At 68.2% G+C, this 21226-nt stretch carries 14 protein-coding genes; 1 reads left to right on the forward strand and 13 read right to left on the reverse strand.

From position 1 onward, the window contains the following. Window positions 1-4: 4 nt before the first annotated feature. From ACG10_RS21145 to ACG10_RS21185, 8 genes are all read right to left on the reverse strand, one after another. On the reverse strand, window positions 5-1543 hold the full coding sequence (locus ACG10_RS21145; RefSeq protein WP_198319096.1) for a formylglycine-generating enzyme family protein: 1539 nt from the start codon (window positions 1541-1543) through the stop codon (window positions 5-7). A gap of 28 nt (window positions 1544-1571) precedes the next feature. Further along, a complete protein-coding gene (locus ACG10_RS21150; RefSeq protein ID WP_089169729.1) occupies window positions 1572-2795 on the reverse strand; it encodes an ABC transporter permease in 1224 nt (407 codons plus the stop codon). Beyond that, entirely contained in the window at window positions 2785-3498 is a 714-nt protein-coding gene (locus ACG10_RS21155) for an ABC transporter ATP-binding protein (protein ID WP_198318986.1), read from the reverse strand. Before ACG10_RS21155 ends, ACG10_RS21150 begins: the two co-directional genes overlap by 11 nt. A 736-nt stretch (window positions 3499-4234) precedes the next feature. Then, window positions 4235-6214, reverse strand: coding sequence for a vWA domain-containing protein (locus ACG10_RS21165; protein WP_039807217.1), 1980 nt, complete (start codon window positions 6212-6214; stop codon window positions 4235-4237). A 23-nt stretch (window positions 6215-6237) separates the two neighbouring features. Then, on the reverse strand, window positions 6238-7284 hold the full coding sequence (locus ACG10_RS21170; RefSeq protein WP_089169731.1) for a hypothetical protein: 1047 nt from the start codon (window positions 7282-7284) through the stop codon (window positions 6238-6240). 3 nt (window positions 7285-7287) lie between these two features. After that, complete coding sequence (locus ACG10_RS21175; protein WP_089169732.1) at window positions 7288-10005, reverse strand: putative virulence factor; 2718 nt, start codon at window positions 10003-10005, stop codon at window positions 7288-7290. Then, window positions 10002-12980 carry a virulence factor SrfB gene (locus ACG10_RS21180; RefSeq protein WP_089169733.1) on the reverse strand — a complete coding sequence of 993 codons (2979 nt, stop codon included), beginning with the start codon at window positions 12978-12980 and terminating at the stop codon, window positions 10002-10004. The genes ACG10_RS21175 and ACG10_RS21180 overlap by 4 nt, the downstream gene beginning before the upstream one ends. A 16-nt stretch (window positions 12981-12996) precedes the next feature. Continuing rightward, entirely contained in the window at window positions 12997-14472 is a 1476-nt protein-coding gene (locus ACG10_RS21185; protein ID WP_089169734.1) for an SrfA family protein, read from the reverse strand. Between the two features lie 341 nt (window positions 14473-14813). On the opposite strand from ACG10_RS21185, the gene ACG10_RS21190 reads away from it, so the two are divergent. Continuing rightward, window positions 14814-16127 carry an IS4 family transposase gene (locus ACG10_RS21190; RefSeq protein WP_089169969.1) on the forward strand — a complete coding sequence of 438 codons (1314 nt, stop codon included), beginning with the start codon at window positions 14814-14816 and terminating at the stop codon, window positions 16125-16127. Window positions 16128-16293: 166 nt separating this feature from the next. On the opposite strand, the gene ACG10_RS21195 is transcribed toward ACG10_RS21190, so the two are convergent. The 5 genes from ACG10_RS21195 to ACG10_RS21215 all read right to left on the reverse strand — a co-directional run bounded on the left by ACG10_RS21195 (window position 16294) and on the right by ACG10_RS21215 (window position 21219). Next, a complete protein-coding gene (locus ACG10_RS21195) occupies window positions 16294-16722 on the reverse strand; it encodes a F0F1 ATP synthase subunit epsilon (RefSeq protein WP_039807232.1) in 429 nt (142 codons plus the stop codon). Window positions 16723-16800: 78 nt separating this feature from the next. Continuing rightward, window positions 16801-18177, reverse strand: a complete 1377-nt coding sequence (atpD, locus tag ACG10_RS21200) for a F0F1 ATP synthase subunit beta (RefSeq protein WP_039807235.1) — start codon at window positions 18175-18177, stop codon at window positions 16801-16803. A gap of 31 nt (window positions 18178-18208) precedes the next feature. Next, window positions 18209-19072 carry a F0F1 ATP synthase subunit gamma gene (gene atpG, locus ACG10_RS21205; protein ID WP_039807237.1) on the reverse strand — a complete coding sequence of 288 codons (864 nt, stop codon included), beginning with the start codon at window positions 19070-19072 and terminating at the stop codon, window positions 18209-18211. Between the two features lie 50 nt (window positions 19073-19122). Continuing rightward, window positions 19123-20667, reverse strand: coding sequence for a F0F1 ATP synthase subunit alpha (gene atpA / locus ACG10_RS21210; protein ID WP_089169735.1), 1545 nt, complete (start codon window positions 20665-20667; stop codon window positions 19123-19125). 15 nt (window positions 20668-20682) lie between these two features. Continuing rightward, window positions 20683-21219, reverse strand: a complete 537-nt coding sequence (locus tag ACG10_RS21215; protein ID WP_039807242.1) for a F0F1 ATP synthase subunit delta — start codon at window positions 21217-21219, stop codon at window positions 20683-20685. Window positions 21220-21226 lie beyond the last annotated feature (7 nt).

Here is a 21226-nt window from a genome sequence, read left to right on the forward strand (position 1 = left end):
CCGATCAGAGGGTTTTGCAGGATTGCAGCCAGTGGGCACGCGCCACCTTGCCATTCTTGAGGTAGGTGCGCAGGTTGCTCCAGTGGGTGTCGAGGTAGCTGCGCAGGTTGCTCTTGCCGCGCGCGGCCAGTTGTTGCGCGACCAGGTCGACCTGGGGTTCGACGCTCGCCTGGCTGTAGTTCAGGGCGGTGCCGACCACGCTGTCGGCGTAGTAGTTGAGCATGAAATCGAGCACCTTGCGATGACCGTCCAGCTGCTCCCGGCGCGCCTCGCAGCGCGCCTTGGGCTCGCTGCCGCCGGCCCCGCAGCTGCGACTGTAATTGCCCTCGAGGGTGTCGAGGAAGAGCCCGTCGTCCTTCAGCTTGGTGCAGAGGAAAGCGCCCAGCTGCAGCTCGGAACGGATCGCCTGGTCGCGCTGTTCATCGCGCGCCTGGGTGTTGGCGCGCAGCTCGCTGCGCAGTTTCTCCAGCTGCTGCCTGAGCGCATCGTCCTGCACGCCTTCGGCGAGGCTGGCGATCCGGGTCGCCGGGTCCTCGGCCGCCGGCCGCGCGCCGGACTCCGCCGGGGCCTCGGGGCGGGACACGCCGAGCTTCTTCCAGTCGCTCTCGACCTGCTTGATCCGCTCGCGGGAGGTCAGCGCCGGCGCCACCAGGGCAGGCCGGAAGCCGCCGGTCTTCAGGCGGTTCTGCGCGCTGCCGTCGGCGGCATAGTAGGGCTGCTCCTGGCGCAGCGCGGTGCGCAGCTCGGCCTGCGGGGTCAGGTAGTTGCCGCCGCGCAGGATGTAGCCGCCGGCCTGGCCGTGCTGGCGGTCCAGCTTGTTCAGGTGGAAGGGCTCGAAGAGCATCTCGTCGACGTTGCCGAGCATGTCGTGCAACCCGAGCGGGTTGGGCTTGAGCAGGCCGGCCAGCTGCAGCTGGCCGTTGGCCGACTGCGCGCCGGCGAACCAGGCATAGGCGTTGAGCCCCTCCGGCATGGGGAAGCGGACGTCGCGGAACTCCGCCTGGGACACCGCCAGGCCGCCGCGCGCGGCGAACTCCCACTCGACCTCGGTGGGCAGGCGCAGGAAGCCGGCCACGCCATCTTCCTTCGGCAGCTTGTCGGTGGCATTCTGGCGCAGCCAGAGGTTGTAGCGGTCGGTGAAGGCGATCGCGTCGAACCAGCTCACCCCGGTCTGCGGCAGGCGCAGCTGGGCCGAGGGCTCTGGGCACTGGCCATCCATCACCGCGCGGTACTGCAGCTCGCTGACCTCGTACTTGGCCAGCAGGTAGTAGCGCCCCGGCTCCGGCTTGCCGACGCTGAAGCTGCCGGCGATGTGGGTCGGCCGCGCCTGCTCGAGGTAGCCCCACTCCTCGCTGTCCTGGCCCAAGGTGACGGCGTAGTCGTCCAGCGGGCTGGCCATCGGCACGCGCACCTGGCGCCAGGCCATGGCGCCGCCGCAGGGCATCGGCAGGATCACGTCGCCCTTCTGCGGCTGCGGGTTGTAGTACTTCGCGTCCCAGGCCGCGGCGGCCGGCAGGCTGGCCAGCGCCGCCGCCAGTCCCAGCGCCGCGGCCGGAACGGACCGTCGCCGTTCAGAGATCCCGCAGGCTTTCCGCCGGTTGAATGTGAATCGCACGATACCCTCCTAGCGCCGCCACCAGGCTGGCGATCAGCAACGCACTGGCGAAGGCCAGCAGAATATGCAGGTTTTCCAGCCGGCAGACGAAGGCGTCGGCGGCCAGGTTGGCGCCCAGGACCCGGTTGAACACCATGCTGCCGGCCAGATAGGCCGCATAGCCCAGACCGAAGGCCAGGCAGGTGAGCAGCGCCGCCTGGACCATCACGTAGACGCCGACCGCGGCGCGGCGAAAGCCGAACAGGCGCAGCAGAGCCAGGTCCTTGCGCTTGCGGTCGATGTTGGCGAGGAAGGCCCCGGCCAGCGAGGCGATGCAGCCGATCGCCGCGGTCCAGGCGATCACCGCGAAGATCAGCCCGAGCACCCGGTCGACGGCCTTCACCGACTCGATCTCGCGCAGCCGGGTACTGGTCTCGATGCGCTCCCCCTCCAGCCAGCCGGCGAGCGGCGCCACCGCATCCAGGCTGCCCGCATAGACCCGGGCGCGGGCATAGCGTTCGCGCGGCGGCGCCGGCCGGCCGCTGGCGAAACCGAGCGCGGGCACCGCGAAGCCGTCGCGAAAATCCTCCATGGCCACCAGCAGGTCCAGCGAGACCAGCAGCGCCGGGCGCGGGAAGGCCGTCTCGGGCAGCACCCCGGCGACCGTCACCTCGCGCTGGCCGCGCTCGCTGTTGCCGTCCAGCTTGCGCAGCACCAGCAGGCGGATGCGCTCGCCGCCGCTCACCTCCAGCTTGCGCGCCGCGCTGGCGCTGAGCAGCACGCTGTCGCCCTGCGGCGGCGCGAGGCGAGCGCCGAGCAGGGGATCGCCGGGGCCGCTGGGGATAACTTCGGCACCGGCGACGAAGCGCTGGCTGTCCAGCGCCAGATCGGCCTGGGCGTTCAGCGAGCGGGTCAGCGGCATGACGAAGCCGACTCCCGGCTGCGCGGCCAGAAGCGCGAACCAGGCGCGGTCCAGGTCATGGTTGCCGAGCAGGCGGATCTCCAGGTTGCGCGGGTCGTCGAGCAGTTCGCCGCGCAGCTGCGAGACCACCCCGTGCTTGAGGCCGAACAGCAGCAGGAGCGGCGCGATCACCGCCACCAGCGAGGCGACGATGCACAGCGACACCTTGCGGTCGTGCCACAGGTCGCGGGTTGCCAGTCCGGCCAGCAGGCCCCAGCCGGGGCGTGCTTCAGGACGCATCGCGAAACACCGTGCCGCCGTTGTTATCGGCGTCCGGCACGCCCAGCAGCCGGCGGATCGCACAGGCGCGCAGCAGGCCCCAGTCGTGGCTGACCAGCAGGGTGGCGATGCGCAGGCGCTGGGTGGTCTCGACGATCAGCTCGAACAGCCGGCGCGCCTGCAGCGGGTCCAGCGCGGCGGTCGGCTCGTCAGCCAGCAGCAGGTCCGGCTCGTGGGCGATGGCACGGACGAAGGAGGCGCGCTGGCGCTCGCCGATCGACAGCTGGGCGGGCTTCTTGTGCAGCAGCGGCTGCAGCCCTAATTGCTCGATGGCCTCCTCCACCCGCTCGCCGCTGGCCGGCAGGCCGAGCATGCGCCGCGGCAGTTCGATGTTGCGGCGCACGTCGAGAAACGGCAGCAGGCCGCCGCTCTGCGGAACGAAGCCGAGGCGCTGGGCGCGCAGGTCGGCCAGCCGCGCCTGACGGTCCTCGCGCAGCAGGGCGGCGATGTCCAGCGGTGCGGCGCCGTCGTCCTCATCGCTAGTCAGCTCGTAACGGTCGAGGCGCTCGGGGCGCAGGATCAGGCCGATCATTTCCAGGAGGGTGCTCTTGCCGCAGCCGCTGGCGCCGGTGATCGCCGCCACCTCGCCGCGCGCCAGCGACAGGCGCGGCAGGAGGATGCGGTAGGTGCCGCGGTGGATGGCGAGGTTTTCGATGTGGAGCATGGGGGGAGTCATGGTCTGTGCATGCTCCGCGCGAGCCCCTGGCCCTGGTGCCGGGCCGGGGCACCTTCCTTGCGTGAAACGGGGTTGTTTTTGGGTGCTGTTTTGGTGCCGAGCCGGGCGCTTTCCTTGGCTGAGGCCACAGATTTCGCCTTGCACGGCGAGTCACTTTCTCTTTGCGCGCGCAAAGAGAAAGTAACCAAAGAGAAAGCGCGCCCGGTCATCCGGCCCCGGCTGCGCCGGGGTTCCCTCGCTCCGGCGCCGCTCCGGGGGCCGCCGTACAAGGGGCATCCATGCCCCTTTACGGCTCTCGCCGCATCCATGCGGCTCGCCCCCTCTGCGGCGCCTGCGCTCGGCCTTCTGAACGGGACCGGGGAGTTGCCTGCAAGTCTGGCACCACGCTTGAAAAAGCTTTTTGCCCTTCGCGGAGGTGGGGCTTGCACCCATTCCCCCTTCGTCAGGCCGAACGGAATCGCCGCGCAAGGGGTTGAGCCGCATGGATGCGGCGAAAGGCCCGTGGGCCATGGATGGCCCTTCGGGCCGTGCCCCTGGAGCGGCGATGGAGCGAGGGGACCCGGAGCGAAGCGCAGGGCCTGATGACGGGGGTGGCCTTCTTTTTGGTTACTTTTTCTTGGCCAAACAAGAAAAAGTGACTCGCCGTACAAGGCGAAACCTGTAGGCCGGGCCGAGGAAAGCGCCTCGTCCTCACTCCACCGACAAGGCCACCAAAAACCACTCCTCAAGGCAACGCCTCCAAGGGCACCGGATACACATGATCCCGCGGATCGCTGCCCTCGGCCAGGGACACCCAGCGGTCGGCGTCGGCGTTGTACTTCTGGTAGTACTTCAGCTTGGTGTTCAGCCGGCGGATGAATTTCTCCTGCTCCAGCCCCTCCATGCCCTTCCAGGTCTCCTCGTCGAGGCTGAGCACCTCGCTGAGGTACGGCAGGCCCTCCAGGTACTCGGCCATCAGGCCCATCTCCGCCAGGGTGGCGGACTTGCCGCCCTTCTGCAGCTGGCTGGGGTCCTTGCCCATGGTCGCGGCCACCGAGCGCAGGCGCTCGAACATCTCGTTGGGCGAGATCAGGCCCTCGTTGGCGGCGTCGGCGATCTTCTTCACCACCTCGGCGAGGTCGCTGAGCTGGGCCTTGGTCAGCAGCACGCGGACCTCGGTGGTCGGCACGTTCTGTTTGACGAAGTCGCGGTCGCTGATCCAGGCGTTGAACACCGGCGGCGCGCTGGCCCCGGTGACTTCGCCGAGGTAGGCCAGGCGCATGGCGTGGCCGAGCTTGGCGGTGTCTTCCAGCAGGGCGTCGTCGGCCGGCTTGCCCTTCTTGCCATAGTCGGCGTCGGCGCCGAGGGCGCTGCCGGCGGCCATTTCGCCGCGGTAGGCGGCCTTGACCTGGCCGGTGATGGCGGCGGCCAGACCGTCGATCTTGCGGCCGAAGTTATCCACATCGCCGGCGTCCACCGGGTAGTACAGCGGCTTGTTGAGGACGGGGTTGTTCGACAGGTCGCGGTACTGCGCCTCGGCGGAGGCATGGTTGCTCGCCCCGCTCGGGGTCTTCAGGTGCAGGCTGTAGATCGCCACGCCGCGGTGCTTGGCCTCCAGGCGCACCTGGGCGGCGTCGAGGCCGGTGGCGGACAGCGGGTCACTGCCGTCCAGCGCGCCGGCATCGCTGACCAGCACGATGTAGCGGGCGCCGAACTGGGTCCAGTCGATGCCGTCCAGGGCCTTCATGACCCCGGCGTAGGCGTCCTCGTCGAAGCGGCTGCTGGATACCGTGGCCGGCTTCAGCGCGGCCATCCGGGCGAGGAAGTCCTCGCCGCCCTGCACCTGGGCCGGATCGACGTACAGCTTGCTGACGTACTCCAGCGCCGGCACGGCCTTGACGTTGGAGCGGTAGGCGACCAGGCCGAACTTGACCTGCTTGAGCAGCTTTTCCTGCTCGATGTGCTGGTAGATCTTCCTGATCGCCTCGCGGGTGCGGTCGATGTACGGCCCCATGGAGATGGTCGAGTCGATGACGAACACCACGGCGGCGCTGAAGCCCTTCAGGGTGTTCACCTCGCCGGCCTTGTCCTGGGCGGTCTGCTCGGCGCTCTTCGGCGCGGCGGCGGTCACCGAGGCGACTTCCAGCTCGCGCACCCGGAAGCCCTTCTCGGTCATGATTTCCCGGGCGTTCAGCACCGGCAGCAGGTAGAAGCGCTTGGCCAGGTCGACGGCGTAGTCCGGCTCGCGGGCGACTACGGAGGGATCGCGGCCCTGGCTGGCCAGGTTGGCGCGAATCGGCTTGAGCAGCTTGCCGGGGTCGCCCGCGGCGAACAGCTTGTCGAGACTCTCGCGCTGGCGGAAAAACAGCAGCGGATCGCGGCCGGCCGGGTTGGTCAGCGCCAGGGTCATCTGCATCTTCCACTCCACCGCGCAGCCGCCGTCGATCCAGCCGAGGGTCTTGCCGTAGCTGTCCGCGCCGACCTTCAGCCATTCGCCGTCGCCGACCTGCTGCCGCTGGTACACGTAGAAGCGGGTGAAGGCCGGCTGCGGCTTGCCGCCGGCCGCGCCGGGCTGGTCGCCGAGGCGACAGCTGGGGGTGGTCAGCACGCGCTGGTAGAGGGTCTTCTTGCCGGCCTGCAGCAGGGGCCTGTCGTCGGCCGCCAGCGCCGGAGCGGCGCTGGCGGCCAGCAGCAGGCCGCCGAGCACCGCCATCTCGTGCCACATCGTGGTTCTCTTGCCGCGCGGGTTCATGGCTTCAGGGCCTCCAGGCGTTGCTTGGCTTCGGCGTTGCCGGCATCGTTGGCCAGCGCGATCTCGTACCAGTAGGCCGCCGTCTCGGCGTCGGCGGATTCCACGCAGCCGCCGGCCTTGAAGGTCTGCGGGTCGTACTCGCGGGCGTAGGCGAAGGCGATGGCGGCGTCGCCGGCCTGGGCCTTGTGCGCGTAGAGGCGCTGCACCACGCCGCAGCGCCTGGCCTGCTTGGCGGCGTCGATCACTTCCAGCACCCGGGCGCTGGACGGGTTCGACTTCAGGCAGGCCTGGATGAAGGTCAGGTCGTCGCCGCTCTCCGCCAGCGCCGTCCCGGCGCAGGCGCCCGCCTCGCCGCCGGCCGCCGCGGCCGGCGCAGCAGCCGGGGCCGCCGCCACCGGCGTTTGCGTGTGCGGACGCAGGACGAAGTACCAGTAGGCGGCCAGCCCGATGCCGAGCAGCAGCACCAGTCCGAGGGCCAGCGGCAGCCAGCGCACCGGTTTGCGCGGCTGCGGCTTCAGCGCCGGCGCGGCGCGGAACTCCTCGTCGCGCTCGGCGACCAGCGGCCGGTCAGGCCGCGGCGTTTCGACCGGCGGCGGCTCGACGGCCGGCGGCTCCGGTTCGGGTTGCGGTTCGGGCGGCGCGGCCACCGGCTCGGGCGCGTGCCGGGGCTGCTCGTTCAGCGGCTGCGGGTGGCCGACCGCCGGCGAGGACAGGATATTGCCGACGATGCGCAGCACGCCGCCGTCGCTCTGCCCGGCGTCGCGCAGCTGCAGCCGGTAGACCATCTTCGGGTCGCGGACCAGCGGATCGACCAGCCAGGGGCCGACGCTGCCGACCAGCAGCTCGCCGCGGCGCTCCAGGCCGTCGATGGCATGCCAGACCGGCAGGCTGTCCCAGCCGCCGCCGGCCTCCAGGTAGAGGCTGTCCTGGTTGCGCAGCACGCTCAGCTCCAGGCCGTCGGTGCCGCCCGGCCAGCCGTGCACGGTCAGTTCGCCATGGCCGGGTTGGCCGCTGGCGGCGGCCGTCAGTTCGATTCTCAGCATGCGTCAGTCTGCCCGTGCCGATTGGAAGGTGGCGAGGATCCGCCCCAGCGCTTCGTTCTGTTCCAGGGTAATTTCCCGGCCGGCGCTGTGCCCGGCATTTTCCTCGGCGATCCGCGCCAGCGCCACCAGCCAGTCGCCGACATAGCGCCGGGTGTAGTCCTGGGGCTGTTCCGCCAGGCGCGGCAGCTGGCCGTAGGCGATCGGTGCCGGCGGCTGGAACAGCCTGGCGTCGCGCTCGATGCGGCTGTCCGGGCGCTGCTCGAGGGGCTGCTCGATGAAGCCCAGCCAGCCGATGAAGTCGCCGAGCACCGTCTTGGCGGTGAGCACCTGGCGGCCGGCGAGCTGCTCGCGCTTGGTGCCGACCTGCTCGGTGCTGACGATGGCCTGCAGCAGGCGCTGCTCCAGGCCGAGCCGGCTGGCGCCGGTGACCAGTTCGTCGACCAGCGCCTCGACCGCCGGCTTGGCGAAGCCCAGGTAGGTCATCAGCCGCACGTCCTCGGGCAGGTGGCGCAGGTGGCCGATCCACTCGCGCAGCACCGCCTGGGCGAAGCGCGCGTCGCTGCCGCGCGGCTGCCGCGCCGGCGCCGCGGGGCCGGCGGCGGGCGGCGCGTTGTCGCCGAAGGGGTCGAAGGTGTCGTGGCGATCCAGGTCTAGGCCCAGGTTGAGCGCCCCCGCCGCCGGCGTGCCGCCCGGCAGCAGAGGGCTGCCGGGCGGCGCCGGCGTGTCGTCCTCGTCGCCGGCGCGCAGGTAGAGCGCGCGCAGCAGGTCGTCGGGCAGCTGCATGCGCTGCAGCAGTTCGCCGAGCAGGATGCGCCGCGGCCACAGGGCATCGGAGATCTGCCGGGCGATCCGCCGCTTGCGCTCCAGCTCGCCGGCGCCCTCGGCCTGGAACCAGTGGCCGAGGCGGCTTTCCAGCAGGTGCAGGACGCCGTCCAGCTGCTCGCGGATGCGCCCCAGCTTGACCTCGCGCAGGGCGACCTGGCGCAGGTAGCGGCCGATCCGCCCCATGCCGCCGTCGTTGAGTTCCAGCATGGCGTCCCAGGCGTCCTCCGGGTCGCGGATGTGACGCTGGACCGTCTCGTCCTCGCAGAAGGTCCGGCGCATCAGCGCCAGCGGCTCACGCGCAGGTGCATGGATGGCCACTTCCTGGCCGTCCTCGAGGTCGAGGAAGGTCACCTTGAGGCGCGGCTTGCGCACCAGGAAGCTGTTGTCGAACGGCCGGCCGCCGGCCCAGTCCTGCAGCCAGGCGTACTGGCCGAAGCGCTCGAGCATGGTCATCTTCATCATGCCGCCGCTGCCCCAGCCCAGGCGCAGCAGGTCCTCGCCCTTGTCCAGGTCGCTGCCGATGCGCATGTCGAACATGGTGATCGCCCACAGCAGGCCCGGCTTGCGCCGCGCCCGCTCGGCCGGCGTCTCGCCCTGGGTGCGGTCGATCCAGCGGCTCAGCACCGGGCCGACGCTGGTGACGTCCGACTGCTTGTTGGACGGCGTGCAGACGATCAGCACGTTCATTTCCTGGCTGTCGGTGTAGCGCTCGAAGAGGTAGGCGACCTTGCCGCGCAGGATGAGCTGCGCCACCGGGTTGCTGTCCTCGCTGTTCACCGCGCGGCGCACCTCGTCCAGCGACTCGACGCCGAGACGGCCGCGGTAGCCGGGGAAGTCGAGCAGGTCGACCTCTTCGAACAGGGGCTCGCTGGTCGGCTCGACCAGCGGGAAGACCAGCTCGGCGGTGAGCGCCGCCAGTTGCGCCAGGCTCAGCTCGACCTCGCCGCGCAGCGCGCCGTCGCGCCAGGGCCGCACGGCGATGCGCTGGTCGCTGTCCTTGCCCAGGCGCTCGAGCATGTCCACGTTCATGATGCTGTCGGCCTGCGACAGCCCGCCCTGCACCGTGGGCCGCACCAGCGCGCTCAGCGGCGCGAAGACCCGCTCGGCGTGGCCCAGGCTGGCCAGCGCGCGGGCAAAGCTCAGGTAGGTGTCGCTCAGCTCGGGGATCTCGCCCCAGAAGATCGAGAACAGCCGGGCGCGGTCCTCCGGCGCCAGGTTCGGCGCCAGCTCGACCGCAGCCGGCCAGTAGTAGGCGCCCAGCGCGCCCAGCGAGCCCGGAAAGCTGCCCTGCAGGTAATCCCACAGTTCCACCACGGCGTCGGCGTCGACGCCCGGCACCGGGTACGGCTGGCGGCGCTTTTCCAGGTCGCGGAGCAGCTGGCGGATCGCCGCTTCGTCGAGGCGGTAGCGGACCTTCTCGGTGTTGAAGTCGTTGAAGAAGGAGTTGGCCAGGACCTTGGCCAGCTCGATCTCGGCGAACAGCTTGAGCTCCAGCGGGCACTCGGCAGGCCCCGGCCGGGCGGTGCGGCTGAAGCGCGTCACCAGGCCGGTGGCCTCCTTGCCGCCGCCTGGCGGGTTGACGTGGGTGAGGAAGTCCAGGCGGTCGCCGCCCAGGTCGGTTTCCAGCTTGCCGTTGGCGCCGGCCGCCAGGCTGGAGATCAGGTAGGACTTGCCGGCCTGGGACAGGCCGAAGAAGCCCACGGTCATCGGCAGCGCGGACACCGCGCCGAGGCGCCGCGCGGTATTGCGCACGCGGCGCAGGCTGAGGATCAGGTCGTCCGCCTCGTTGTCCAGGCGCGGCGCGAAGTGGCGCACCTCGTCGATCCAGCGGATCGACTCGCCCGCTCCGCTGTGGACGGCGGACCAGCGCTGCGACAGTTTTTCGGAGTTAGTCATTTGCGAAACACGCTTCCACTGTCGAGCCAGTATTGGGATTCGCCCAGCCCGGCGTCGGGCAGGGTGTTGAGCTTCAGGCGCACATGGGTGCGGCTGACCGCGCCGCTGTCCGATTCCACGCCGAGCAGTTCGAAACGCTCGCTGCCCTCGGCCGGGTTGCGCGAGGACTTGATGCCCAGGCGCACCTTGAGCACCAGTCCCTTGGACGCCATTTCCTCGCGCAGTTTCGGACTCTCGATGCCGAGGATGTACAGGGGTGCGGCCGACCAGCGCTCGCAGGCCAGCTGGCGGAAGCCCAGGCGCATGGTGCCGCGCATGTCGAAGGGGATGTCCGGCAGGCGGTAGTCGGGGTCGTCCAGGTCGATGTCTCGATAGTAGACGTTGCTGTCCTTGAGGACGTTGTTGTTGTCGATCAGGCCCAGCTGCCTGAGCGTCGAGTAGGACTTGAAGGCCGCCACGCGGAAGTAGAAGTTCGGCAGGCGCAGGCCGCGGCTCAGCAGGCAGAGCATGGCGCCGACCGCCGCGGTGGTCTTCGGGTCCTCGATGCGGTCCAGCTTGTTGAACGGGTACCAGCCGCCGGTGCGGTACTGGTTGAGCGACAGGATGCGCCCCGGCGGCAGCGGCAGCAGCTCGCGGAACAGCGCCTGCACGCCGGGCAGGCACGACGGCCGGCCGGTGAGCAGGAGCACGTCGCAGGGATAGGCGTGCACCACCTCGCAGAGCGCCTGGATGGTCTTGCCGATGCTCATGCGGTCGCCGATGAAGGCTTCGTGGATGCGCCGCAGGCTGACGTCCAGCGGGGTGGCGAGGATGTCGAAGGGCGCGGTCTCGTTGCCCAGCTGGCGGCGCACGGCGCCGGCGACGTAGTCGAGCACGTCCTCGGTGGGGCGCTCGCCGAGCAGTTCGCCGAAGGTGGCGCTGACCCGGCTGCCCGGCTCCAGCGGGTCGTACTGCTCGTAGGCCTTGAGCAGGCGCAGGCCGATGGGGCCGAACACCTGCAGGGTCAACTGCTGGCGCAGCACGGCTTCCTGCACCGCCAGCGTTTCGCTGCCGATCAGCCGCGACAGCAGCGCTTCGGGCACGGCGATGCCGGCGCGGGATAGCGCCTCGCGCAGCGCCGGCAGGACGAACTGGCGGATCACGTCGAGCAGGATGTCGTCGCCGGCGACCTTGAAGCCGTCGCGAAAGCGCTGTTCGGGGCTGATGTAGACGTTGCCGCCGACCCCGTCGTCGAGGCGGTATTCGGTGATCACCAGATCCGTGGTGCCGCCGCCGATGTCGATCGAGGCGATGGTCAGGCGGTCCCGGTGCGGCTGGTCCGGACGCGCCATGGCGGCGAAGAATTCCTCCGAGCGTCCGGCGAAGTTGTTCTGCGTCTCGTTGAACAGGTAGACCACCTGGCCGCAGGTGGCCTCGTCCCACTGCACATGGACCTCGGGGAACCAGGGCCAGGCGCTCTCGCGACTCTTCGGGTCCTTGAGGTCGACGGGGTCGTCCTCGGGATGCCAGCCGAGGCTCTTCCAGACCAGGCCGATGGCCTGCTCCATGCACTTGGCGAAGATCTCGCGCTCGGGCTTGGGCATCGACGGCGGCACGGTGAGGATGATCGAGCGCAGGTGGCGCGGCACCCGCGAGTGGCTCATGCGCAGGCGCTGCGAGGGGCTGTTGATCTGCATCAGCGCCTGGCCGAGGACCTCGGAGAGCATGAAGGTCATCAGCGAGCTGCGCGAATAGTGCGGGTGGAACACCGGCATGCGCTCGTCGAACGGCAGGCTGTAGAGCGCCTGGCCCTTCTCGTTGATCAGCCCGGCCACCGGCGCGGCGGTGGCGTGCGGTTCGCTCTCGGTGCGCAGCGCGGCGCAGTTGAAGCGCCAGCCCGGCTCGTAGCCGTCCTCGTCCCACAGGTAGCGCTTGGGGCTCGACAGCCCGGTCGAGCCTTCGGTGCCGCGCCGGCGCCCGGCCAGGCGCCCGGCCTCGCGGCCGACGCGGGCGATGGTCGGCCACAGGAAGGCCTCGCGGCGGCCGCTCTGCACCGAGAAATGGTCCTTGCCGAACATCGCCTGGGCGAACTCCACGCGGCTCTCGAAGGGCTCCGGATAGACCTGCTCGGGGCGGGTCAGGTCGCGCAGCTCCAGTTCGTAGCGCTTGCTCAGGCCGTCGTTCTCCTGCGGATGGTCCTCGATCAGGATGCCGCAGGTACGCGAGTTGCCGACGTCCAGCACCATGTCCACCGGGATCGCCTTGTGCACGTCGCTGTCGCGGTTGGACACCACCTTGAGTTCCGGCACCGGCAGGTGGGTGCCCAGCAGGTGCAGCAGGTTGAGGTAGTGCGCCTGATGCTGAAGCTGCTCGCACTCGGCCTGGATGTCGTCGGGCTGCATGCGCAGCGGCGGCAGCCGCGCCTGCTCGCTGAACACCTCGCGCAGCCAGCCGTCGATCCAGCCGAGGTCGAGAAACCAGCCCATCTCGTCGGCCCGGTGGGCCAGCGCGAAGCTGGCGCCGGCGCGGACGTCCTCGCGGGTCGGCGCCAGGTAGGTGGTGGCCTCGCGGCTGTCGAAGACCTTGGTGTCGAAGGCGAAGGTGATGCGGTGGGTGTTGCCGTCCGGGTCCTCGCCCTCGGCGAGTTCGACGATGCGCACTCGCGACCAGTTGCTCGGGCCATCGTCGAAACGCCGCGGCGGGCTGCAGCGGAAGAACGGCAGGGGCAGCCAGAGCCCCTTGAGCAGGCGCAGCGAATCCTCGGGCGCCACGCTGAAGGCGGGTGTCACCGTCCTGCCGGGTTCGGCCGGATGGTGGAAGGCGTTGCTGCGCGGATCGAACAGCAGGCGGACCAGGGGACCGTCGCTGCGCGGCCGGACGAACTCGCCGGCCGGCTCGCGGCGCAGCTCCAGTTTGACGGCGAAATCCAGGAACTGGATGCCGCTGCCCATGATCAGGGTGATCCTGTCTTCGTAGTCGGTCTTTTCCGGAAACATGCTGCTCGTGCTCGCCTCAGTTGCCGCCCTGGCGTATGGACATCGGGAATTCCTGGTCGCCGTAGTGGCCGGTGCAGTCGGCCGCGCTCCGCGCATCCGGCTTGCAGGTCACTTCCGGCAGACGATAGCGGCTGCCATCGCTGCAGTTGGCCTGTCCCTGACTGGCGATCGCCAGGTTGCCGCCCTGCATCGAGGCGTTCACCGCGCCCGAGCATTGCACGCCGTCGTCGCGGCGGATACTGACCCGGCCCTGGCCGTCCTTGAAGTCGTAGCCCAGCTGCAGGGGCTTGCCGGTCTTGGCGTCCTGGATGCCGGCACCGGCCTGCCAGTTGCCGTCGAGGAAGCGGGTCGAACCGCTCTTTTGCGCCTCGGGCGGGATGCTCATGGGCTTGGCAGCATCCTGCGCCTTGGCCGGGTCTTGCTGGGCTGCCTGCGGGTCTTCGGCAGCTTTTTCATCCTCGAGTTGCGGTGGCACCGGCGGCTCCTGCGCCTCCTCGGGTTTCGCCTCGGGTTCCGCTTCCGCGGCCGGCTCGGGCAGCTCCTCGGCCGTGGCTTCATCCGCGGCGGCTTCCTCCGCAGCGGACTCGTCGAGCGCAGGATCATCCGTCGCGAGTTCGCTCGCTCCGGGTTCGCTCGACAAGGCCTCCTCGATCGGCACGTCCTCGACGGCCGTTTCCTTGCCCGGCACCTGCATGTCTTCCAATGCCTCGGTTTCCACCCCGGCGACTCCGGCACGGCCAGAGATCCCCTCCACTCCCACGACGCCCTCGTGCCGCCGGGCATCCAGCGGCGCCTTTTCCTCGGCCGGCAGACCGGGCAGGTCGACATGGGACAGCTCGAACGGCAGTTCGACGTTCGGTGCGCAGGCGCGCATGACGAACAACAGCAACAGCAGGAGCAGCGGCAGAAGCAGCAGCCACAGCCAGCGCCGCCAGCCGGATCTTGCGGCGACCGCGGGCGCCACGGGCGGCGGCGAGGCGATGTCCGCCGCGACCGCTGCGGCCGGCCTGGCCGTCTGCAGGCAGGCCAGCGGATCGTCCGGCTGGGCCGCCTGCTGGCCGGTGAAGCCCCAGAAGGTGATCACCGGTTTGCCGTCGACCAGATAGACGTGGTTGGCATCGGGAAAGTGCAGGGCCTTTTCCAGCAGGCGGCCGAAGACCTGTTTCTCCCGGTTCTGCGCATCGTTGCGCATGCTTTCGCCGGTGGCGCGCAGCTGGGCCTGCATCGCCTCGAGCCGGGCATGGGCCTGTTCGCGCTCCTCCGCAGTCGCCGCCGACCAGGGCACCACATCGCCTTCGATCGGTGCGTACCAGTCGATGCGGTCGCCCGCCTCGTTGGTCTGCGGGATGGCCAGGCAGTCGGCCGCCTCGCGGTGCATCTTCAGGCGGATGGCCTCGCGCAGCTGCAGCGCCACGCCATGGACTGGCTGACCGTCGACGCCAAGCGCCCTGAACTCCCGCAGCGTACCCGTACGAAGCAATGCACCCGGCATCCTGATTATCCTTTATTCCCGGCCGATCACGGCCTTGCTGAACGATGGAGACGCTCCCGACTCGGGCAAATCTCCCGAGCCGCCAGGGGGCTCCGATGTACGGGACGGCACAAGGGACGCCTCGGCAACCCCGTCGGCGGGAAAGCGTGCGGCGCTGCGCATTTTCGCCCGGCCGCCGCTTCGGAAGCAAACTTGCCCGGCCTGCGCCGGAGCACGGGGAGGGCTGAAGGGCCAGCCCTTTCAAGGTCTTTGCGTAAACTCTCCCGATGATCAAGCGGGAGGGCAAGACGATGTGGGATGCGATTCTGGCGCGCTTCGAGAAGCAGGCACCGGCCAGCGTCATGGCACGGCTGGCGCTGGAGCGGGCGATGCCGGCCGCCTGGATCGACGAAGTGTTCGAGACCCACCGGCAGCGCCAGTATCCACGCGAGCTGCTGTTTTCCACGGTGGTCGAGCTGATGTCGCTGGTTTCCCTGGGGTTGCGCCCTTCGCTGCACGCCGCCGCGCGCCAGATGGACCACCTGCCCGTATCGCTGGCGGCGCTGTACGACAAGGTCAGGCGTACCGAGCCGCCCTTGCTGCGGGCCCTGGTACAGGGCAGCGCCCAGCGCCTGGCGCCGATCGTCTCGGCCCTGGGCACAGCGCCCTGCCTGCCCGGCTGGCAGGTGCGCATCGTCGACGGCAATCATCTGCCGGCCTCGGAGAAGCGCCTGGCGCCGCTGCGCAACCAGCGCGCCGCCGCTCTGCCGGGGCATTCGCTGGTGGTCTACGACCCCGACCTGGACCTGGTGACCGATCTGGCGGTCTGCGAGGACGCCTATGAAAGCGAGCGTACCGGCGTCCTGCCGCTACTGGACAGTGCCCGGCCGGGGCAGCTGTGGATGGCCGACCGGCATTTCTGCACGCGCGCGATTCTCCAGTCGCTCCAGCAGGCCCGGGCCGATTTCATCGTGCGCCAGGATGCCAAGCATCCGCGCATCGTTCGCGAGGGGCCCTGGCACGACCGGGGCCGGGTGGAAACCGGCTGGGTACTCGAACAGGACATCCACATAGACGAGGGCCAGACGCCCTGGCGCCGCATCGAGCTGCGTCTGGATCGGCCGACGGAGTCGGGCGAGTCCGTGCTCTGGCTGTGGAGCAACCTGCCCGCGACGATCGACGCCCGGCAGGTTGCCGAGCTGTACCGTCGGCGCTGGCGTATCGAGGGGATGTTCCAGCGCCTGGAGTCGGTCCTGCAGAGCGAGATCCGCAGCCTGGGCCATCCCCGGGCGGCGCTGCTGGGATTTGCCGTGGCGGTGCTGGCCTGCAACCTCCTGGCGGTGCTCAAGCGCAGCGTCGAGCAGGCCCATCGCGAACAGCTTCCCGAGGGCTGGGAGGCGTCCCCCTACCACCTGGCGGTCCAGGTCAGAAGCCGTTACGAGGGGATGCTCGTCGCACTGCCGGTGGAGCACTGGCCCGCCTGGGCCGACGACTCGGCCAGCACACTGGCACAGCGCCTGTTGGCATTGGCGCGGCACATCAAGCCCAGCCAGGTGGCCACCAGCAAGCGCGGCCCCAAGGTGAAAAAGACCCGGGAGTGGGTCGATAGCGCCGCAGCCCGCGCTCATGTGTCTACGGCCCGTGTAATCGAGGCCTCGAAAGGTAAGAGACCTTGAAAGGGCTGGGCTGAAGGGCAGCACAACGGAAACCGGCAGAAACGCCGGATCAGGCGCCTTTCGGCAGACGGGGGGCCACTCCGTGCCCGCTCCGGGCGGGTTGGCCAGGAAAGAAAAAAGGGTAGCCTGGGCTACCCTTTCGTCGTCGTGCGAGGAAGCGTCGAACTCAGTGGCGACCGTACTTCTTGCGCAGCTCGCTGATGGTGCGCAGCTGGGCGGCAGCCTCGGCCAAACGGGCGGAAGCGGAACCGTAGTCGAATTCCGCGCCCTTCTCGTTGAGCGCCTTCTGGGCGGCCTTGACGGCTTCCTGAGCGGCGACCTCGTCCAGATCCTTGGCGCGGGTCGCGGTATCGGCGAGGACCTTCACCATGCTCGGCTGCACTTCGAGGAAGCCGCCGGAGATGTAGAAGATTTCCTCGTCGCCACCCTGCTTGATCACCCGCACCGGACCGGGCTTGAGATCAGTCAACAGCGGCATGTGACCCGGGAGGATACCGACATCACCCATGTTGGCATGGGCGATGACCATTTCCACCAGGCCCGAGAACAGCTCTTCTTCCGCGCTGACGATGTCGCAATGGACTGACATAGCCATATTCATGCCTCGGTTAGCAGGCGGCGCCACCGGGGTGGCGACCGCCTGGTCGAGCGCCCGGCTAGCGGGCGCGCCAGGTTACAGTTTCTTGGCCTTCTCGATGGCTTCGTCGATACCGCCAACCATGTAGAACGCCTGTTCCGGCAGATGGTCGTAGTCGCCCTTGAGGATGCCGGAGAAGCCGCGGATGGTTTCCTTCAGCGACACGTACTTGCCCGGGGAGCCAGTGAAGACTTCGGCCACGAAGAACGGCTGGGACAGGAAGCGCTGGATCTTACGGGCGCGGGACACCAGCTGCTTGTCGGCTTCGGACAGTTCGTCCATGCCGAGGATGGCGATGATGTCCTTCAGCTCCTTGTAGCGTTGCAGCACGTACTGCACACCGCGGGCGGTGTCGTAGTGCTCCTGGCCGATCACCAGCGGGTCGAGCTGACGGGAGGTGGAGTCCAGCGGATCGACGGCCGGGTAGATACCCAGGGAGGCGATGTCGCGGGACAGTACCACGGTGGCGTCCAGGTGGGCGAAGGTGGTCGCCGGGGACGGGTCGGTCAGGTCGTCCGCGGGAACGTACACGGCCTGCACGGAGGTGATGGAGCCGGTTTTGGTGGAGGTGATGCGCTCCTGCAGAACGCCCATTTCCTCAGCCAGGGTCGGCTGGTAGCCCACCGCGGACGGCATACGACCCAGCAGCGCGGACACTTCGGTACCGGCCAGGGTGTAACGGTAGATGTTGTCGACGAACAGCAGCACGTCGCGGCCTTCGTCACGGAACTTCTCGGCCATGGTCAGGCCGGTCAGGGCCACGCGCAGACGGTTGCCCGGCGGCTCGTTCATCTGGCCGTAGACCAGGGCTACCTTGTCGAGAACGTTGGAGTCCTTCATCTCGTGATAGAAGTCGTTACCTTCACGAGTACGCTCACCCACGCCGGCGAACACGGAGTAACCGCTGTGCTCCATGGCGATGTTGCGGATCAGCTCCATCATGTTCACGGTCTTGCCCACGCCGGCGCCGCCGAACAGGCCGACCTTGCCGCCCTTGGCGAACGGGCAGACCAGGTCGATCACCTTGATGCCGGTTTCCAGCAGATCGTTGCCGCCGGCCTGCTCGGCGTAGCTCGGAGCAGCGCGGTGGATGGTCCAGCGCTCTTCCTCGCCGATGGGACCCGCTTCGTCGATCGGGTTGCCCAGCACATCCATGATCCGGCCCAGGGTGGCTGTGCCGACCGGCACGGAGATACCGGCACCGGTGTTGTTCACGTTCAGGCCGCGCTTGAGGCCTTCGGTGGAGCCCATGGCGATGGAACGAACCACGCCGTCGCCCAGCTGCTGCTGGACTTCCAGGGTGGTGGCCGCGCCTTCGACTTTCAGCGCGTCATAGATGTTCGGCACCTGATCGCGCGGGAATTCCACGTCGATAACGGCGCCGATGATTTGAACGATACGTCCGCTACTCATTACTTGGTTCCTCTAACCTTATGAACCGTTCTCAAACCGCGGCAGCGCCGCCGACGATTTCCGAAATTTCCTGGGTGATCGCCGCCTGACGGGCCTTGTTGTAGACCAGCTGCAGATCGCTGATCAGCTCGCCGGCGTTGTCGGTCGCGTTCTTCATCGCGATCATCCGCGCCGCCTGCTCGGCTGCGCCGTTCTCCACCACGGCCTGGTAGACCTGCGACTCGATGTAGCGAACCAGCAGGGCATCCAGCAGCTGCTGGGCATTGGGTTCGTACAGGTAGTCCCAAGTCCCCTTCTGGACACCTTCGTCATCGCTTGCGGCCAGCGGCAGCAGCTGCTCGACGACGGGTTTCTGGGTCATGGTGTTGATGAACTTGTTCGACGCCAGGTACAGACGGTCCACACGGCCTTCGTGGAAGGCATCCAGCATCACCTTGATGCTGCCGATCAGACTGCCGATCGCGGGCTCTTCGCCCAGGTTGCCGATCGCCGCGACCACGTTGCCGCCGTAGCTGCGGAAGAAGCTGGCACCCTTGTTGCCAATCACGCAGAAGTCGGCTTCGACGCCCTTGTCGTGCCACTCCTTCATGCTTTTGATCAGGGCCTTGAACAGGTTGACGTTCAGGCCACCGCACAGACCGCGGTCGGTGGAGACGAGGATGTAACCGACGCGCTTGACCGGGCGCTCGACCATGAACGGGTGCTTGTACTCCGGGTTGGCCTTGGCCAGATGGCCGATGACCTGACGGATCCGCTCCGCATAGGGACGGCTGGCAGCCATGCGCATCTGGGCCTTGCGCATCTTGCTGACCGCCACCTTTTCCATGGCGCTGGTGATCTTCTGCGTGCTCTTGATGCTCGCAATCTTGCTGCGAATCTCTTTTGCGCCTGCCATTTGACACCTTTCGGGTTAGCAGGCGGGAGCCTTGCGGCTCCCGCTGCGGCTTACCAGGACTGGGTGGCCTTGAACTTCTCGATGCCGGCCTTGAGGCCTGCGTCGATTTCGTCGTTGAAGTCACCCTTCTCGTTGATCTTCGCCAGCAGATCTGCATTCTCACGCTGGAAGTAACCGATCAACGCCTGCTCGAAGGCGCCAATTTTGGCCACTGCGACGTCCTGCAGGAAACCGCGCTCGGCGGCATACAGGGACAGCGACATTTCGGCGATGGACATCGGCGCATACTGCTTCTGCTTCATCAGCTCGGTCACGCGCTGACCGTGCTCGAGCTGCTTGCGGGTGGCTTCGTCGAGGTCCGAGGCGAACTGGGCGAAGGCCGCCAGTTCACGGTACTGGGCCAGAGCGGTACGGATACCGCCGGACAGCTTCTTGATGATCTTGGTCTGGGCTGCACCACCGACGCGGGATACCGAGATACCGGCGTTGACCGCCGGACGGATGCCCGAGTTGAACATGGCGGATTCCAGGAAGATCTGACCGTCGGTGATGGAGATCACGTTGGTCGGAACGAAGGCGGACACGTCGCCGGCCTGGGTTTCGATGATCGGCAGCGCGGTCAGCGAACCGGTCTGGCCCTTCACTTCGCCCTTGGTGAACTGCTCCACGTACTCTTCGGAGACGCGGGAAGCGCGCTCCAGCAGACGGCTGTGGAGATAGAACACGTCGCCCGGGTAGGCTTCGCGGCCCGGCGGACGGCGCAGCAGCAGGGAGATCTGACGGTAGGCGACGGCCTGCTTGGACAGGTCATCGTAGACGATCAGCGCGTCTTCGCCGCGATCACGGAAGTACTCGCCCATGGTGCAGCCGGCGTAGGGAGCCAGGTACTGCAGGGCAGCGGATTCGGAAGCGGACGCTGCCACCACGATGGTGTTGGCCAGGGCGCCGTGCTCTTCCAGCTTGCGCACCACGTTGGCGATGGTCGACTGCTTCTGACCGATGGCCACGTACACGCAGCGGATGCCGCTGTTCTTCTGGTTGATGATGGCGTCGATGGCCATCGCGGTCTTGCCGATCTGGCGGTCGCCGATGATCAGCTCGCGCTGGCCACGGCCGACCGGGATCATGGCATCGACCGACTTGTAGCCGGTCTGCACCGGCTGGTCGACCGACTTACGCCAGATCACGCCCGGTGCCACTTTCTCGACCGCGTCGGTGAGCTTGGCGTCGATCGGACCCTTGCCGTCGATCGGATTGCCCAGGGCATCGACCACGCGACCCAGCAGTTCAGGACCGACCGGGACTTCCAGAATGCGCCCGGTGCACTTGGCGCTCATGCCTTCGGTCAGGCCCAGGTAGTTACCCAGCACCACGGCACCGACGGAATCTTGCTCCAGGTTCAGCGCCATGCCATAGATGCCGCCGGGGAACTCGATCATCTCGCCGTACATTACGTCGGCCAGACCATAGATGCGAACGATACCGTCGGAAACGCTGACGACGGTGCCCTCGTTGCGGGCTTGGGCAGTCACATCGGTGTTCGCGATGCGCTGCTTGATGATTTCACTAATCTCAGCAGGATTCAGTTGCTGCATGCCATGACCCTCAAATCAGGATTTCAACGACTCGGCCAACTGGCTCAGTTTGCCGCGGACCGAACCGTCGACAACCACATCGCCGGCGCGGATGACCAGGCCACCGATCAGAGCAGGATTCACGACCTGCCTGGGGTTGACGGAACGATCTAGCCGCTTCGACAGGGCGGCAGCCAAGGTTTCGAGTTGCTCGGCGGAAAGCTCGTAGGCCGTCTCGAGTTCGACGTCGAGCGTCTTGTCGGCTTCTGCCTTGTATGCCTCGAACAGTTCGCGCACAGTCGACAACACGAACAGGCGATCGTGCTCGCCCATGTTGGTGATGAAGTTGCGGAACGCCTCATCGACGTCGGCAGCGAACAGACGCAGCACGGCCTCGACCTTGCTTTCGCGGGTCAGGCGCGGGTTGCGCAGCAGTTCGGCGACTTCGGGGGCTTCAACGACAGCGGCAGCCAGGCTCAACATGCCCGACCAGGCATCGCTGCTGTTGGCCGCGCTGGCATACTCGAAAGCGGCTTTTGCGTAAGGCCGAGCAAGCGTCTGGTTATTGATCATCGCTTGC

Source organism: Azotobacter chroococcum, from assembly GCF_002220155.1.
Taxonomy (GTDB): domain Bacteria; phylum Pseudomonadota; class Gammaproteobacteria; order Pseudomonadales; family Pseudomonadaceae; genus Azotobacter; species Azotobacter chroococcum.

Bases quoted from the DNA above. Each gene is read 5' to 3' on its own strand.
- ACG10_RS21150 (WP_089169729.1), bottom strand. From the start codon at position 2,795: ATGCGTCCTGAAGCACGCCCCGGCTGGGGCCTGCTGGCCGGACTGGCA.
- ACG10_RS21155 (WP_198318986.1), bottom strand. From the start codon at position 3,498: ATGCTCCACATCGAAAACCTCGCCATCCACCGCGGCACCTACCGCATC.
- ACG10_RS21165 (WP_039807217.1), bottom strand. From the start codon at position 6,214: ATGTGGCACGAGATGGCGGTGCTCGGCGGCCTGCTGCTGGCCGCCAGC.
- ACG10_RS21170 (WP_089169731.1), bottom strand. From the start codon at position 7,284: ATGCTGAGAATCGAACTGACGGCCGCCGCCAGCGGCCAACCCGGCCAT.
- ACG10_RS21175 (WP_089169732.1), bottom strand. From the start codon at position 10,005: ATGACTAACTCCGAAAAACTGTCGCAGCGCTGGTCCGCCGTCCACAGC.
- ACG10_RS21180 (WP_089169733.1), bottom strand. From the start codon at position 12,980: ATGTTTCCGGAAAAGACCGACTACGAAGACAGGATCACCCTGATCATG.
- ACG10_RS21185 (WP_089169734.1), bottom strand. From the start codon at position 14,472: ATGCCGGGTGCATTGCTTCGTACGGGTACGCTGCGGGAGTTCAGGGCG.
- ACG10_RS21190 (WP_089169969.1), top strand. From the start codon at position 14,814: ATGGCACGGCTGGCGCTGGAGCGGGCGATGCCGGCCGCCTGGATCGAC.
- ACG10_RS21195 (WP_039807232.1), bottom strand. From the start codon at position 16,722: ATGGCTATGTCAGTCCATTGCGACATCGTCAGCGCGGAAGAAGAGCTG.
- atpD (WP_039807235.1), bottom strand. From the start codon at position 18,177: ATGAGTAGCGGACGTATCGTTCAAATCATCGGCGCCGTTATCGACGTG.
- atpG (WP_039807237.1), bottom strand. From the start codon at position 19,072: ATGGCAGGCGCAAAAGAGATTCGCAGCAAGATTGCGAGCATCAAGAGC.
- atpA (WP_089169735.1), bottom strand. From the start codon at position 20,667: ATGCAGCAACTGAATCCTGCTGAGATTAGTGAAATCATCAAGCAGCGC.
- ACG10_RS21215 (WP_039807242.1), bottom strand. From the start codon at position 21,219: ATGATCAATAACCAGACGCTTGCTCGGCCTTACGCAAAAGCCGCTTTC.